This is a genomic window from Caballeronia insecticola (genome assembly GCF_000402035.1).
Classification (GTDB): Bacteria; Pseudomonadota; Gammaproteobacteria; order Burkholderiales; family Burkholderiaceae; genus Caballeronia; species Caballeronia insecticola.
Genome location: NC_021287.1, coordinates 619,674 through 632,844 on the forward strand (window position 1 = coordinate 619,674; position 13,171 = coordinate 632,844).

The window sequence follows — 13,171 nt, forward strand, 5'->3', positions numbered from 1 at the left end:
CCGCGTCTCCGTCCGTGTTCTCGTCGATAGCCGGCAAGCATAACCCGCGCTCACTCCGAGGGACAGCGAAAACCCAGGCACGAACGTGTGAAAAGCGGATGAAACCGCGCCCGAAAAACAAAAAGCCCCGCAAGTTCTGACGCTTGCGGGGCTTTCTGCTGTCTTCGTTCAGGCTCTCAACATCAAGCGGCCTCTCTCCGTGCAGACGGAGGATGCGCTGCTTACTTGATCTTGGTTTCCTTGTACTCAACGTGCTTGCGGACGACCGGATCAAATTTCTTGATCAGCATCTTTTCCGGCATGTTGCGTTTGTTCTTGGTCGTCGTGTAGAAGTGACCCGTGCCTGCGGTCGATTCCAGCTTGATCTTGTCGCGTGCGCCCTTGGCCATGTGCGTGCTCCTTAGATTTCACCGCGTGCGCGCAGGTCTGCGAGCACGGCGTCAATACCGTTCTTGTCGATCAGGCGCAGGCCGGCGTTCGAGACGCGCAGACGCACCCAGCGGTTTTCGCTTTCAACGAAGAAACGGCGGTTCTGCAGGTTCGGCAGGAAACGGCGCTTGGTCTTGTTGTTTGCGTGGGAAACGTTGTTGCCCGACATCGGGCCTTTCCCAGTTACTTGGCATACGCGTGCCATGAGGACACTCCTAATACACGTTAAGTCCGAGTCGAACGCTCGAATGAAAGCAGACGCTTCCAGTTCGATGCCTCTTATCGCCCAATTTGCCGATCGGGGACTTGGCAGCACGGTTATGCCAATGAGGACTGCGCTCAGTTCACCTTCGGTTTACCCTATGGTGCACCTTACTCAGAACAGGCGGGTTGAAAAAAGCAAACGCGGATTGTAACAGCAAAAACCGTTCAATATCAAGCGTTTTAGGGGGCGCCCGGGAGCTACAGCCAGCCGTTGCGCGCAAACGAAAAGACTTCGTTCGCCGCCACGACGACGTGATCCAGCAACCGCACCTCGACCAGGGCGAGCGCGTCTTGCAGCGTGCGGGTCAGGCGGCGGTCGTTCGCGCTCGGCGCCACCCCGCCGGACGGGTGATTATGCGCGACGATCAGGCCTGCTGCGTTGAGCGTGAGCGCGCGCCGCACGATTTCGCGCGGATAGACCGCCACGCGCGTGATCGAGCCGCGCGCCGACTCCTCGGCATGCAGTAACTGGTGGCGCGCGTCCAGATATAGACAGACGAATACCTCATACGGCCGCGTGCCGATCAGAAGCCGCAAATAGTCTTCGACGGCGCCCGGCGCGTTCAGCACCTCGCGATCGCGGGCCTTTTCCGCGAGCGCGCGCCTGCACAGTTCGGAGACGGCGAGCAGCGTGGCGGCGCGGGCCGGCCCGATGCCGCGCTCTTCGCGCAACTCCGCGGCGGAAGCGTCCAGCACGCCGCGCAGTGAGCCGAAACGCCGCAGAAGCTGGCGCGCGACGTCGATCGCGGTGGCGCCCGCGACGCCCGTGCGCAGGAACAACGCGAACAGTTCCGCGTCTGAGAGTGAGCCCGGGCCCGTGTCGAGCAGCCTTTCGCGTGGCCGGTCGGCGGGCGCCCACGCGCGGATCGGCACGACGGGCGGGCGCTTCGCGCTGTCCGCATCGGCGGGAAGCGGCAGCACGAGCCGCAGATCGGCGCTCATCGCGAACCACCGGGACGTCTTGTCGCGCGGGCGAACGCACGCAGGACGACGGCACGTGACGCGTGCCGGCGCAACTCTGTCTTACAATAGCGACTTTGGCGCTCGATTCGCACCGGCGCCGCGCGGTTCCCTGCCTTGCGCCGAGAAGCCGCCCCCTGCGCGCTCCGCGCCTCGTATCCGACTGAACGGCCACATCCAATACTCATGAGCATCATCGATATCTCCGAGGTGAAACCCGGTTCGCACGTCACGCTTCATTACCGGCTCGCGCTTGCCGATGGTGCGGACATCGTCAACACGTTCACCGACAAGCCCGCAACGCTCCTGCTTGGCGCAGGTCAGCTTGCGGAGCCGCTGGAAGAGATTCTGCTGGGCATGAAGGTCGGCCACCACTCGACCGTTCAGCTAACGCCGGAGCAGGCGTTCGGCCCGCGCAATCCGGAACTGGTCCAGTGGGTGTCGCTCGCGACGCTGCGCGAGAACAGCATGATCGGCGAGCATTTCGCGCCGGGCGATCTCGTCGAGTTCAATGCGCCGAACGGCGGGCGCTACGCCGGCGTCCTGAAGGAAGTGAGCGAGACGGCGGCGCTGTTCGATTTCAATCACCCGCTGGCCGGCCAGGCGCTCGCCTTCGAAGTGAAAATCATCGGAATTCTGTAGCCATGAGCCTGACTGAAAGCCTCAACGACGTTCAGACCGACGTCGAAATCCTGCTGGCGCAGCCGCGCGGATTCTGCGCGGGCGTCGATCGCGCCATCGAAATCGTCGAGCGGGCGATCAAGCTCTTCGGCGCGCCCATCTATGTGCGGCACGAGATCGTCCATAACGCGTATGTCGTCGAAGATTTGCGCAAGAAAGGCGCGATCTTCATCGAGGATCTCGCCGATGTGCCCCAGGGCAGCACGCTGATCTTCAGCGCGCATGGCGTCTCGAAAGCCGTGCGCAGCGAAGCGGAGGCGCGCGGCCTGCGCGTGTTCGACGCAACCTGCCCGCTCGTGACCAAGGTCCACATGGAAGTCGCGAAGATGCGCCAGGAAGGCTTCGATATCGTGATGATCGGACACAAGGGCCACCCGGAAGTCGAGGGCACGATGGGCCAGTCGGGCGAGGGCATGCATCTCGTCGAGGATATCGAGGACGTGCGCAAGCTCGAACTGCCCGATCCGCAACGCATCGCGTATGTGACGCAAACGACGCTTTCCGTCGACGACGCCTCCGCGATCATCGACGCGCTGAAGGCGAAATATCCCGCGGTCAAGGAGCCGAAGAAGCAGGACATCTGCTATGCGACGCAGAACCGTCAGGACGCGGTGAAGTTCCTCGCGCCGCAATGCGATGTCGTGATCGTGGTCGGCAGCCCGAATAGCTCGAATTCGAGCCGGCTGCGCGAAGTGGCCGAGAAGCGCGGCATCCCGGCCTATATGGTGGATTCGCCGACGCAGATCGATCCGACATGGGTCGAGGGCAAGAAGCGCATCGGCGTGACGGCGGGCGCGTCGGCGCCCGAAGTGCTGGCGCAGGCGGTGATCGCGCGGCTGCGCGAACTGGGTGTGCGCAACGTGCGTTCGCTCGAGGGCATCGAGGAAACGATCGCGTTTCCGCTGCCGCGCGGGCTGTCGCTGCCGCAGTGAGCGGGTGTTCGTCGCACAGAAAAGCGCCTCCGGGCGCTTTTTTTTCGTCCGCGCGATTAAACCGCAGCGATGGCGGAACCCTCGCGTCCGCGACGAAACCAAGCGTTCGGCACTATCGTGGGGCGCGCCGTCGGACCGACGGTTTGTTCTAAAAACCTTAAGGGTTTGCCCGTAAATCCGATAAGCAAACGTACGCGCCAAAGCCGGGCCAATTACACCTGTTACCGTTATGGTGCAACTACTGCACAAATACGGATCGCAACCCGGTTGCGCTTTGCACGGAAAATCGTCCAAAAAAGGCGGTTGCAATGCTGGAAAACCCCGCCACGCAAGAATATTGCCTGTCTCATATTTAGCGTTACAATGCGCGCGTCTTGAGGCCAGATGGGTTCGAGACACCAGTTTTTAGAGGCGCAGGAGACCTTATTGATGCGATTCAAGTTTGCTCACGCCGTGTCCATCGCGGCTGCGGTTGCAATGGCAACCGCATGCGGCAAGAAGGACGAGGGCGGGGCGGGCACGGTGACGTCGGCGGCGAGTTCCGCGGCGGCGCCGGCTGCGTCCGCGCCGGCGCCGGCGCCGGCCAGTGAGGCAACTATCGTGAAGATCGGTCACGTCGCACCGTTGACGGGGCTGCAGGCGCATCTTGGCAAGGATAACGAGAACGGCGCGCGGCTCGCGCTGGAAGAGATCAGCGCGCAGGGTCTCACGATCGACGGGCGTTCGATCCGCCTCGTGCTCGACGCGCAGGACGACGCGGCCGATCCGCGCACCGGCGAGGAAGCGGCGCAACGTCTCGTCGACGACCACGTGATCGCGGTCATCGGCCACATGAACTCGGGCGTGTCGATTCCGGCGTCGAAGATTTACAGCGATGCCGGCATCGCGCAGATTTCGCCGTCGACCACGAACCCGGACTACACGAAACAAGGTTTCAAGACGACGTTCCGCGTCGTGGCAACCGATGCGCAGCAGGGCCCGGCGCTCGCCGGCTATGCGCTCAAGACGCTGCACGCGAAGAAAGTCGTCGTGGTGGACGACTCCACCGCTTACGGCCGCGGACTGGCCGATGAATTCGCGAAAGCGGTGCAGGCCGGCGGCGTGAAGCTCGCCGCGCGCGAGACGACGACCGAGAAGGCCCGCAATTACAAGGCGATCCTCACGAAGATCAGACGCATCCAGCCGGACGTCGTGATGTACGGCGGCATGGACGTGACGGGCGGTCCGTTCGTGAAGGAAGCGGCGGCGCAGGGCATCAAGGCGAAGTTCCTGGCGGGCGACGGCGTGTGCACCGACAAGGTGGCCGAGCTCGCGGGCGACGCCGTGCAGAACCTCGTCTGTTCGGAGGCGGGACTCGCGCTTTCGAAGATGGACAAGGGGGCGGACTTCGCGCAGAAGTACGGAGCCCGCTTTCACACCCCGGTGCAGATTTACGCGCCGTTCACGTATGACGCGATGTACGTGATCGTCGACGCAATGAAGCGCGCCAATTCCATCGAGGCGCCCAAGGTGCTCGCGGCGATCGCCACAACGGACTACAACGGTCTGACGGGGCATATCGCATTCGACGACCGGGGCGATCTGAAGGCGGGGACGATTACGCTTTTCGACTTCAAGGACAAGAAGAAGGACGTACTCGACGTCGTCAAGCAGTAGCAGCAGGCGTGTGCAGTTCCGGCGGCGCCTCACCGACAGCGCCGTTTTCGCATCCGTTCGGGAACGGCTGCAGCCTTATCCGGCCGTGGCCGGATAACCGACCGACCAACCTTTACCGGTTTTTTCAAAGTACGCGCAGTGCCGCTTCAGATTTCGCTTCCCACCGGTTTATCGGCCGGTGATAAAGGCGTAACTGAAACGCACGGGGCTAAGGAGCTTTAAATGGATATTTTCATCCAGCAGATCATCAACGGTCTGGTGCTTGGCAGCGTCTACGCCATCATCGCGCTGGGCTACACGATGGTGTACGGGATTCTCGGCATCATCAACTTCGCGCACGGCGACGTGCTGATGGTCGGTGCGATGGTCGCCCTCTCGGCGATCGGCGTCATGCAGAACCACATGCCGGGCATTCCCGGGCCGATCATGCTGACGATCGCGCTCGCCGTTGCCGCGGTCGTGTGCGCGCTGGTCGGCTACACCATCGAGCGGGTCGCGTACCGGCCGCTGCGCAAAGCGCCGCGTCTCGCGCCGCTGATCACCGCGATCGGCGTGTCGATCCTCTTGCAGACCGTCGCGATGATGATCTGGGGCCGCAATCCCCTCGCGTTCCCGCAGCTTCTTCCGACCGATCCGATCAACGTCATCGCCGCCGACGAAACCCGTCCGGGCGCGGTGATCTCGATGACGGAAATCGTCATCATCGTGGTCGCGTTCCTCGTGATGGGCGGCCTCTTGCTGCTCGTGCACAAGACCAAGCTCGGCCGTGCGATGCGCGCGATCGCCGAGAATCCGGGCGTCGCCTCGCTGATGGGCGTGAACCCGAACTTCGTGATTTCCGCGACCTTCATGATCGGCTCGGCGCTGGCGGCGCTCGCGGGCGTGATGATCGCGTCGGAATACGGCAATGCGCACTTCTACATGGGCTTCATTCCCGGCCTCAAGGCGTTCACGGCGGCGGTGCTGGGCGGCATCGGCAACCTGGGCGGCGCGATGGTGGGCGGCGTGCTGCTCGGTCTCATCGAACAGCTTGGCGCCGGTTATATCGGCAACCTGACGGGCGGCGTCTTCGGTTCCAACTACCAGGACGTGTTCGCCTTCATCGTGCTGATCATCGTGCTCGTGTTTCGTCCGTCGGGTCTGCTCGGCGAACGTGTCGCGGACCGCGCTTAAAGACCGTGTGAGGAGCTCAGAAAAATGACATCGATTCAACCGATTGAGCCGTCCACGACGCTCATCCCCGAGAAAAACACGACGAAGACGCTGGTCGTCGGCGTCATCACCGCTGTCCTCGTGATCGCGGCGCCGATGGTGATCGGCGCGGCAGGCGGCAACTACTGGGTCCGCGTGCTCGACTTCGCGATGCTGTACGTGATGCTCGCGCTCGGCCTCAACGTGGTGGTCGGCTTCGCCGGCCTGCTCGATTTGGGCTACATCGCGTTCTATGCGGTCGGCGCTTATGTGGCGGCCTTGCTGTCCTCGCCGCAGCTGACCTCCCAGTTCGAATGGATCGCGCACCTGGCGCCCGGCGGCCTGCACGTGCCGTTCCTTCTCATCGTGCCCTGCGCGATGGCGCTCGCGGCCACCTTCGGCGTGCTGCTCGGCGCACCGACGCTGCGTCTGCGCGGCGACTACCTCGCGATCGTGACGCTGGGTTTCGGGGAAATCGTCCGGATCTTCATGAACAACCTCGATCGTCCGATCAACATCACGAACGGTCCGAAGGGCATCACGGGCATCGATCCGGTGACGGTGCTGGGCTTCAACCTGTCGCAGACGCACGAGTTCTTCGGCATGAAGTTCCCGTCGGTGTACATGTATTACTACCTGTTCGTGCTGTGCGCGCTGTTCGTGATCTGGGTGTGTACGCGTCTGCAGCACTCGCGTATCGGCCGCGCGTGGGCCGCGATCCGCGAAGACGAAATCGCCGCCAAGGCGATGGGCATCAACACCCGTAACGTGAAGCTGCTCGCGTTCGCGATGGGCGCATCGTTCGGCGGCCTGTCGGGTGCGATGTTCGGCGCGTTCCAGGGCTTCGTGTCGCCGGAATCGTTCACGTTCTGGGAATCGATCGTCGTGCTGGCGTGCGTGGTGCTGGGCGGCATGGGCCACATCCCCGGCGTGATTCTCGGCGCGGTGCTGCTCGCCGTGTTCCCCGAATTCCTGCGCTCGACCATGGGTCCGCTGCAGAACGCTATCTTCGGCCATCAGATCGTGGATACCGAAGTCATCCGCCAGTTGCTCTACGGTCTGGCGATGGTGCTGATCATGCTGTATCGCTCGGAAGGCCTGTGGCCCGCCGCGAAACACGAAGACAAGATCGCGAAGATCGCGAAGCGCAACGGCAAGAAGCCGGTGCGCGCATAAGGCGGAGATTCAGAACATGAGCGAAAAACAAACGCGACTGTCCGTCAAGGGCGTGAACAAGCGCTTCGGCGGCTTGCAGGCATTGTCGGATGTGGGTCTGCAGATCGAAGAAGGCACGATCTACGGTTTGATCGGCCCGAACGGCGCCGGCAAGACGACATTCTTCAACGTGATCACCGGTCTCTACACGCCGGATTCGGGCGAGTTCAAACTCGACGGCCAGGCCTACACGCCGACCGCCGTGTATCAGGTGGCGAAGGCGGGCATCGCGCGCACGTTCCAGAACATCCGTCTGTTCGGCGGCATGACCGCGCTGGAAAACGTGATGGTCGGACGGCACGTGCGCACGAAGCATGGACTGATCGGCGCGGTGTTCCAGACGCCCGGCGAGCGTCGTGAAGAGCGCGAGATCAAGGAGCGCGCGCTGGAGCTGCTCGAATACGTCGGCGTGCTGCAGTACGCGGACTATACGTCGCGCAATCTGTCGTACGGCCACCAGCGTCGTCTGGAAATCGCGCGCGCACTCGCCACCGACCCGAAGCTGCTCGCGCTCGACGAACCGGCCGCCGGCATGAACGCGACGGAGAAGGTCGAACTGACGCGTCTGCTCGACAAGATCCGCGCGGACGGCAAGACGATTCTTCTGATCGAACACGACGTGAAACTCGTGATGGGATTGTGCAACCGCATGACGGTGCTCGATTACGGCAAGGTGATCGCCGAGGGTCTGCCGCAGGACGTGCAGAAGGACCCGAAGGTGATCGAGGCATATCTGGGTGCGGGGGTGCACTAAATGGCGACCACAAGCGCGATGTTGAAGGTCAAGGGTCTGCAGGTGAATTACGGCGGCATCCAGGCGGTGAAGGGTGTCGATCTGGAAGTCGGGCAGGGCGAACTGGTCACGCTGATCGGCGCGAACGGCGCGGGCAAGACCACGACGATGAAGGCCATCACCGGTCTCAAGCCGTTCTCGGGCGGCGATATCGAGTACATGGGCCAGTCGATCAAGGGCGTGCCGACGCATGAGTTGTTGAAGCGCGGCCTCGCGATGGTGCCGGAAGGCCGCGGCATTTTCGCGCGCATGTCGATTCTCGAAAACATGCAGATGGGCGCGTATCTGCGCAACGACACGGACGCCATACAGAAGGACACCGAGCGCATGTTCGGCTTCTTTCCGCGCCTGAAGGAACGTGCGTCGCAGTATGCGGGCACGCTCTCGGGCGGCGAACAGCAGATGCTGGCCATGGCGCGCGCGCTGCTCTCGCGTCCGAAGCTGCTCTTGCTCGATGAACCGTCGATGGGTCTCTCGCCGATCATGGTCGAGAAGATCTTCGAAGTGGTGCGCGAGATTTCGTCGGAAGGGCTGACGGTGCTGCTCGTGGAGCAGAACGCGCGGCTCGCGTTGCAGGCGGCCAATCGCGGCTACGTGATGGATTCTGGCACGGTCACCATGTCCGGCGACGCGAAGATCATGCTCGACGATCCGAAGGTTCGCGCGGCTTATCTGGGCGAATAAAGCGGCATCGTGTTGCAAAAAACCGGCTGTCGCTCGCGTGACAGCCGGTTTTTTCAATTGAGGCGTTTGCCGAGACTCACGACTTCATCCATCCGGTACCCGAGCTTTTCATAGAAGGCCCGAAGCCCGGTTTTCACCGCGAGGATCTGCAGATTCAGCTTCGGGCATCCGAGCTGCGCGAGCGCGCCTTCCGCATGCCGCATCAACGCGCTGCCGTGGCCGTGCCCGCGATGCGAAGGCGCGACCGCGAGCGAATACACCCATCCGCGATGCCCGTCGTAGCCGGCCATGACCGTGCCGATCACCTCGCCCTCCGCCACGCCGACGAAGAACAACTCCGGCTGCGTCTTCATCTTGTTGTCGATCGAGAGCGCCGGGTCGCGCTGCGGCCGCGATGCATCCGCGTACTCCGGAAACACCTCGCGCCACAGGGCGATCACGGCGTCGCGATCGCGTGCCTCGAACGTGCGGATGATCACAGCGAATCGAGCACCGACCGCAGCATCGTCATCATCTGGTCGATCTCGTCCTTCGTCACGTTGAGCGCCGGCATGAAGCGCAGCAGGTTCGGGCGCGCGGCGTTGAGCAGCAGGCCGTCCGGCTGCATCAGACGCGCTTTCTCGACGATCTGCGGACCCTTGTCGCTGTCGAGCAGCAACGCGCGCAAGAGACCTTCGCCGCGCTCGCCCTTGAAGCCGCGCTCCGCCGACAGCTTCAGCAGTTCCTGCTTCAGATAGTCGCCTTTCTCGCGCACGCTTTCGAGAAAGCCCGGCGCCACGAGCTGCGAGATCACCGAGTGACCCACCGCCGTCATCAGCGGATTGCCGTTGTAGGTGCCGCCCTGATCGCCCGCTTCGAAGCACGCGACATCCGTTTTCGACAGTAGCGCCGCGAGCGGCACGCCGCCGCCGATGCCCTTGCCGAGCGTCATGATGTCCGGCTCGATGCCCGAGAGTTCGTACGCGAAGAGCGTCCCCGCGCGGCCGCAGCCGCTCTGCACTTCATCGACGATCAGCAGCAGGTTGTGCTTCTTCGTCAGCGCGCGCAGTTGCTGCATGAATTCGCGCGTCGCGGGAATCACGCCGCCTTCGCCCTGAATCGGCTCCAGCATCACGGCGACGGTCTTCTCGCCGATCAGCGCTTCCACCGACGCGATGTCGTTCAGATCGGCCTTCGGGAAGCCCGGCACCTGTGGCGCGTAGATCGTGTCCCAGCCGGGCTTGCCGCTTGCCGACATCGTCGCGAGCGTGCGGCCGTGGAAGCTGTGATCGAAGGTGATGATCTCGTACGCGCCGTTCCTGAACTTCCTGCCCCACTTGCGCGCGAGCTTGATCGCGCCTTCGTTCGCTTCGGCGCCGCTGTTGGCGAAAAACACGCGGTCGAAGCAGCTGTTCGCGGTGAGCAGGCCCGCGAGCTGCGCCATCGGCCCGTTGTAAAACGCCGGCGACGGGTTGATCAACGTGCGCGCCTGCTTCTCCAGCGCCTCGATCATGCCTTCGTTGCAGTGGCCGAGCGAATTGACGGCCCAGCCTTGGATGAAGTCGAGATAGCGCTTGCCCGTGTTGTCGTAGAGCCAGGAACCCTTGCCATGCGTGAACACGATCTCGGGACGGTTCGTGATGTACATCAGCGAATCAACGGGGTACTCATTGAAATTCATGACAGCGGGCTCCACGAAGGCTTAAAGCGAAAAAATGGAAAACGGCGCGGAAAAAACAAAAGCCACGGATTTCCGTGGCTTCATTTCGACGCTTCGAACAAACCGAACCAAGCGCGCAAATGCGTAACGAGCCAGCGGCATCCCTAGGGGAGCGGCGAGCGGCGACGTCGAAGTGCGTTCAGGATTCTGATCATTCGCGAAGGATACGTTATGACGTTCCCGCCTGTAAACCGGGCACGCGGATTTTTTGTCCGCGTGCAGGTTTCAAGCGGTTTAGACCGGGTGCGCGAGATCTGCGGCGCTCGTGAACGAATCCGCGTAGAACTCGTCCTCCGGCAGGCGATGATGCTGCGTGAAGTCGCGCTGCGCCGATTCCACCATGACAGGCGCGCCGCACGCGTACACCTGATAGGCGCTCAAGTCTGGCAGATCCTCGATGACAGCGCGATGAACGAAGCCCGTGCGGCCGGTCCACTGGTCGTCGGCATCGGGTTCGGAGAGCACCGGCACGAACCTGAAGTTCGGCACTTCGCGCGCCCATTGCTCGGCGAGCTCCATCATGTACAGGTCTTTTTTGCGGCGGCCGCCCCAGTAGAGCGTCATCGGCCGGTTCAGATTCTTGAAGACCGCATGCTCGATGATCGCCTTGATCGGCGCGAAGCCCGTGCCCGATGCGAGCAGCACGATAGGCTTGTCCGATTCGTCGCGCAGGAAGAACGTGCCGAGCGGGCCTTCGAAGCGCAGGATGTCGCGCTCTTTCATCGCGCCGAAAACGTGATCCGTAAACGTGCCGCCGGGCATGTGACGGATATGCAGTTCGAGCGGGCCTTCGTGATGCGGCGGGCTCGCCATCGAATAGCTGCGGCGTTTGCCGTCTTTCAGAATGAACTCGATGTACTGCCCCGCGAGGTATTGCAGGCGCTCGTTGGCGGGCAGTTGCAGCTTGAGTTCGATGACATCGTCGGCGCGGCGGGCGAGCGCGTTCACGCGGCACGGCAGCTTTTTCACCTGCACGTCGCCGACGCCCGCGACTTCGCGCACGTCGATTTCCAGATCGGTCTGCGCGGTCGCGCAGCAGAAGAGGGCGAGGCCGCGGGTCTTTTCATCGTTCGACAACGCCGACGACGAATGCGGCGCCTGCTCGACTTCACCGCTCACGACCGTGCCCTTGCAGGAGCCGCACGCGCCGTTCTTGCAGCCGTACGGCAGGCCGATGCCCTGGCGCAGCGCCGCGGTCAGCACGGGTTCGTCGGGTTCTACTTGAAACTGCCGGCCGCTTTGCCGGAGCGTTACGTTGAAAGCCATAGATCGATTTCTGCGATGTGTGGGGTTGTCTCGAGTTGTCTCTTGCCGCGCCGCGCGCTTGTTTCAGGCGACGGCTAGAATGCCCGGATGATCGCCACTCGAAACCTTCGCCGCGCGCGTGTTCTGATCGTCGGATGCGGCGATGTCGGCATGCGCGCGCTGCCGCTCTTTGAAGCCCGGGCCGCCGCGCCCCGCGTGATCGCGCTGACGCATCATCCTGAGCGCGCGGGCGAATTGCGCGCGGCGGGCGCAGCGCCCGTTTCCGGCGATCTCGACCGGCGCCGCAGTCTCGGACGGCTCGCGGGCCTCGCACGCACCGTGCTGCATCTGGCGCCGCCGCCCCGCGATGGCGACTCGGACAGCCGCACGCGCGCGTTGATTGCGGCGCTCCGACGCCCGCGCCGCTCGCCCGCGCGCGGCATGCAAAGCCGCTGGCGAGCAACCAATCGGCCCGGAAAAACGGCTTTCATTGTACCCGACACCCCCAACGGAGCCACGAAGCGTCGGGGGCGCCGCGCTTGGCACTTGCCCTTGCCCTTGCGCTTCGTCTATGCGAGCACGAGCGGCGTCTATGGCGACTGCGGCGGCGCGTGGATCGACGAAACGCGGCCGGCGCGCCCGGAAAACGAGCGCGCGCGGCGGCGCGTATCGGCGGAACGGCAGTTGCGCGCGGCGGGCGTGCAAAGCGGCTGGCGGGTGTCGATCGTGCGGATTCCGGGCATTTACGCGGCCAACCGGCTGCCGCTCGCGCGCATCGAAAAGGGCATGCCCGCGCTGGTGGAGGCCGACGACGTCTACACGAATCACATTCACGCCGACGATCTCGCGGCGATTCTCGTGCGCGCGCTTTTGCGCGGACGGCCGCAGCGCGTGTTCAACGCATCGGACGACACGGATTTGCGCATGGCGGATTACTTCGACCGCGTGGCCGATGCCTTCGGCATGCCGCGCGTGCCGCGCATTTCGCGGCAGGAAGCGGAGGAGCGTCTCGAGCCGGTCACGCTTTCGTTCATGCGCGAATCGCGACGGCTCGCCAACACGCGCCTGAAGCGCGAGTTGCGTTACGAGCTGCGGCATCCGACCGTCGACGACTTTCTGCGCACGCACGCGCCGCGCTAGATCAGCGCCGGGATCGTCTCCAGCAGGACGAAGCACATCAGCGCGCCGATCAAAGCGCCGATCAGATTCGGCGAATACTTGTGGCGCACGTGCATGACGACTGCCAATACCCCGATGAGGACGGCGCTCAGAGCGACGAACGCGATCAATGCGGCGGCCGAGTGGGAGACCATGATGCCCTCCTGCTTTTTTGATAGTCATTTTTGGTATCCGTAAGCTCAGTATATGAGTGCGGATCGAGGAAGGCATGCTGCGCCGCAGCGCCGCGGGTTAAGGGCTTAC

At 63.4% G+C, this 13,171-nt stretch carries 15 protein-coding genes; 8 read left to right on the top strand and 7 right to left on the bottom strand.

Going from position 1 to position 13,171, the window contains the following annotated elements; all coding sequences use genetic code 11:
• Nucleotides 1-221: 221 nt before the first annotated feature.
• From rpmG to radC, 3 genes are all read right to left on the bottom strand, one after another.
• Nucleotides 222-389 (bottom strand): 50S ribosomal protein L33, encoded by a 168-nt coding sequence (gene rpmG, locus BRPE64_RS02805; RefSeq protein ID WP_007180630.1) that lies wholly within the window; start codon nt 387-389, stop codon nt 222-224.
• An 11-nt stretch (nt 390-400) separates the two neighbouring features.
• Nucleotides 401-634 carry a 50S ribosomal protein L28 gene (gene rpmB, locus BRPE64_RS02810; protein ID WP_008351171.1) on the bottom strand — a complete coding sequence of 78 codons (234 nt, stop codon included), beginning with the start codon at nt 632-634 and terminating at the stop codon, nt 401-403.
• A 257-nt stretch (nt 635-891) separates the two neighbouring features.
• Complete coding sequence (gene radC / locus BRPE64_RS02815; RefSeq protein ID WP_016344505.1) at nt 892-1,635, bottom strand: RadC family protein; 744 nt, start codon at nt 1,633-1,635, stop codon at nt 892-894.
• 204 nt (nt 1,636-1,839) lie between these two features.
• On the opposite strand from radC, the gene BRPE64_RS02820 reads away from it, so the two are divergent.
• From BRPE64_RS02820 to BRPE64_RS02850, 7 genes are all read left to right on the top strand, one after another.
• On the top strand, nt 1,840-2,295 hold the full coding sequence (locus BRPE64_RS02820; protein WP_016344506.1) for an FKBP-type peptidyl-prolyl cis-trans isomerase: 456 nt from the start codon (nt 1,840-1,842) through the stop codon (nt 2,293-2,295).
• A 2-nt stretch (nt 2,296-2,297) separates the two neighbouring features.
• Entirely contained in the window at nt 2,298-3,266 is a 969-nt protein-coding gene (ispH, locus tag BRPE64_RS02825; RefSeq protein WP_016344507.1) for a 4-hydroxy-3-methylbut-2-enyl diphosphate reductase, read from the top strand.
• Between the two features lie 429 nt (nt 3,267-3,695).
• Nucleotides 3,696-4,922 (top strand): branched-chain amino acid ABC transporter substrate-binding protein, encoded by a 1,227-nt coding sequence (locus BRPE64_RS02830; RefSeq protein ID WP_016344508.1) that lies wholly within the window; start codon nt 3,696-3,698, stop codon nt 4,920-4,922.
• A 222-nt stretch (nt 4,923-5,144) separates the two neighbouring features.
• On the top strand, nt 5,145-6,095 hold the full coding sequence (locus tag BRPE64_RS02835; protein WP_016344509.1) for a branched-chain amino acid ABC transporter permease: 951 nt from the start codon (nt 5,145-5,147) through the stop codon (nt 6,093-6,095).
• Between the two features lie 24 nt (nt 6,096-6,119).
• A complete protein-coding gene (locus tag BRPE64_RS02840) occupies nt 6,120-7,289 on the top strand; it encodes an ABC transporter permease subunit (protein WP_016344510.1) in 1,170 nt (389 codons plus the stop codon).
• A gap of 16 nt (nt 7,290-7,305) precedes the next feature.
• The gene (locus tag BRPE64_RS02845; protein WP_016344511.1) at nt 7,306-8,082 is read left to right on the top strand and encodes an ABC transporter ATP-binding protein; all 777 of its coding nucleotides are present in this window, start codon (nt 7,306-7,308) and stop codon (nt 8,080-8,082) included.
• Between the two features lie 18 nt (nt 8,083-8,100).
• On the top strand, nt 8,101-8,805 hold the full coding sequence (locus BRPE64_RS02850; protein ID WP_144063363.1) for an ABC transporter ATP-binding protein: 705 nt from the start codon (nt 8,101-8,103) through the stop codon (nt 8,803-8,805).
• Nucleotides 8,806-8,858: 53 nt separating this feature from the next.
• On the opposite strand, the gene BRPE64_RS02855 is transcribed toward BRPE64_RS02850, so the two are convergent.
• From BRPE64_RS02855 to BRPE64_RS02865, 3 genes are all read right to left on the bottom strand, one after another.
• Nucleotides 8,859-9,284: a GNAT family acetyltransferase gene (locus BRPE64_RS02855; protein ID WP_016344513.1), complete on the bottom strand. Its 426-nt coding sequence runs from the start codon at nt 9,282-9,284 to the stop codon at nt 8,859-8,861.
• Nucleotides 9,281-10,465: an acetylornithine transaminase gene (locus BRPE64_RS02860; RefSeq protein ID WP_044041169.1), complete on the bottom strand. Its 1,185-nt coding sequence runs from the start codon at nt 10,463-10,465 to the stop codon at nt 9,281-9,283. The genes BRPE64_RS02855 and BRPE64_RS02860 overlap by 4 nt, the downstream gene beginning before the upstream one ends.
• Nucleotides 10,466-10,738: 273 nt before the next feature.
• Complete coding sequence (locus tag BRPE64_RS02865; protein ID WP_016344515.1) at nt 10,739-11,770, bottom strand: CDP-6-deoxy-delta-3,4-glucoseen reductase; 1,032 nt, start codon at nt 11,768-11,770, stop codon at nt 10,739-10,741.
• An 87-nt stretch (nt 11,771-11,857) separates the two neighbouring features.
• On the opposite strand from BRPE64_RS02865, the gene BRPE64_RS02870 reads away from it, so the two are divergent.
• A complete protein-coding gene (locus tag BRPE64_RS02870) occupies nt 11,858-12,889 on the top strand; it encodes an NAD-dependent epimerase/dehydratase family protein (RefSeq protein ID WP_044041170.1) in 1,032 nt (343 codons plus the stop codon).
• Here BRPE64_RS02870 and BRPE64_RS33400 read toward each other — a convergent pair.
• Nucleotides 12,886-13,062 (bottom strand): hypothetical protein, encoded by a 177-nt coding sequence (locus BRPE64_RS33400; protein ID WP_016344518.1) that lies wholly within the window; start codon nt 13,060-13,062, stop codon nt 12,886-12,888. The two genes, BRPE64_RS02870 and BRPE64_RS33400, sit on opposite strands and share 4 nt — an antisense overlap.
• Nucleotides 13,063-13,171: the final 109 nt, after the last annotated feature.

Bases quoted from the DNA above. Each gene is read 5' to 3' on its own strand.
- BRPE64_RS02830 (WP_016344508.1), top strand. From the start codon at position 3,696: ATGCGATTCAAGTTTGCTCACGCCGTGTCCATCGCGGCTGCGGTTGCA.
- BRPE64_RS02850 (WP_144063363.1), top strand. From the start codon at position 8,101: ATGTTGAAGGTCAAGGGTCTGCAGGTGAATTACGGCGGCATCCAGGCG.
- radC (WP_016344505.1), bottom strand. From the start codon at position 1,635: ATGAGCGCCGATCTGCGGCTCGTGCTGCCGCTTCCCGCCGATGCGGAC.
- BRPE64_RS02840 (WP_016344510.1), top strand. From the start codon at position 6,120: ATGACATCGATTCAACCGATTGAGCCGTCCACGACGCTCATCCCCGAG.
- rpmG (WP_007180630.1), bottom strand. From the start codon at position 389: ATGGCCAAGGGCGCACGCGACAAGATCAAGCTGGAATCGACCGCAGGC.
- BRPE64_RS02870 (WP_044041170.1), top strand. From the start codon at position 11,858: ATGATCGCCACTCGAAACCTTCGCCGCGCGCGTGTTCTGATCGTCGGA.
- BRPE64_RS02865 (WP_016344515.1), bottom strand. From the start codon at position 11,770: ATGGCTTTCAACGTAACGCTCCGGCAAAGCGGCCGGCAGTTTCAAGTA.
- ispH (WP_016344507.1), top strand. From the start codon at position 2,298: ATGAGCCTGACTGAAAGCCTCAACGACGTTCAGACCGACGTCGAAATC.
- BRPE64_RS02820 (WP_016344506.1), top strand. From the start codon at position 1,840: ATGAGCATCATCGATATCTCCGAGGTGAAACCCGGTTCGCACGTCACG.
- BRPE64_RS02860 (WP_044041169.1), bottom strand. From the start codon at position 10,465: ATGAATTTCAATGAGTACCCCGTTGATTCGCTGATGTACATCACGAAC.
- BRPE64_RS02845 (WP_016344511.1), top strand. From the start codon at position 7,306: ATGAGCGAAAAACAAACGCGACTGTCCGTCAAGGGCGTGAACAAGCGC.
- BRPE64_RS33400 (WP_016344518.1), bottom strand. From the start codon at position 13,062: ATGGTCTCCCACTCGGCCGCCGCATTGATCGCGTTCGTCGCTCTGAGC.
- rpmB (WP_008351171.1), bottom strand. From the start codon at position 634: ATGGCACGCGTATGCCAAGTAACTGGGAAAGGCCCGATGTCGGGCAAC.
- BRPE64_RS02835 (WP_016344509.1), top strand. From the start codon at position 5,145: ATGGATATTTTCATCCAGCAGATCATCAACGGTCTGGTGCTTGGCAGC.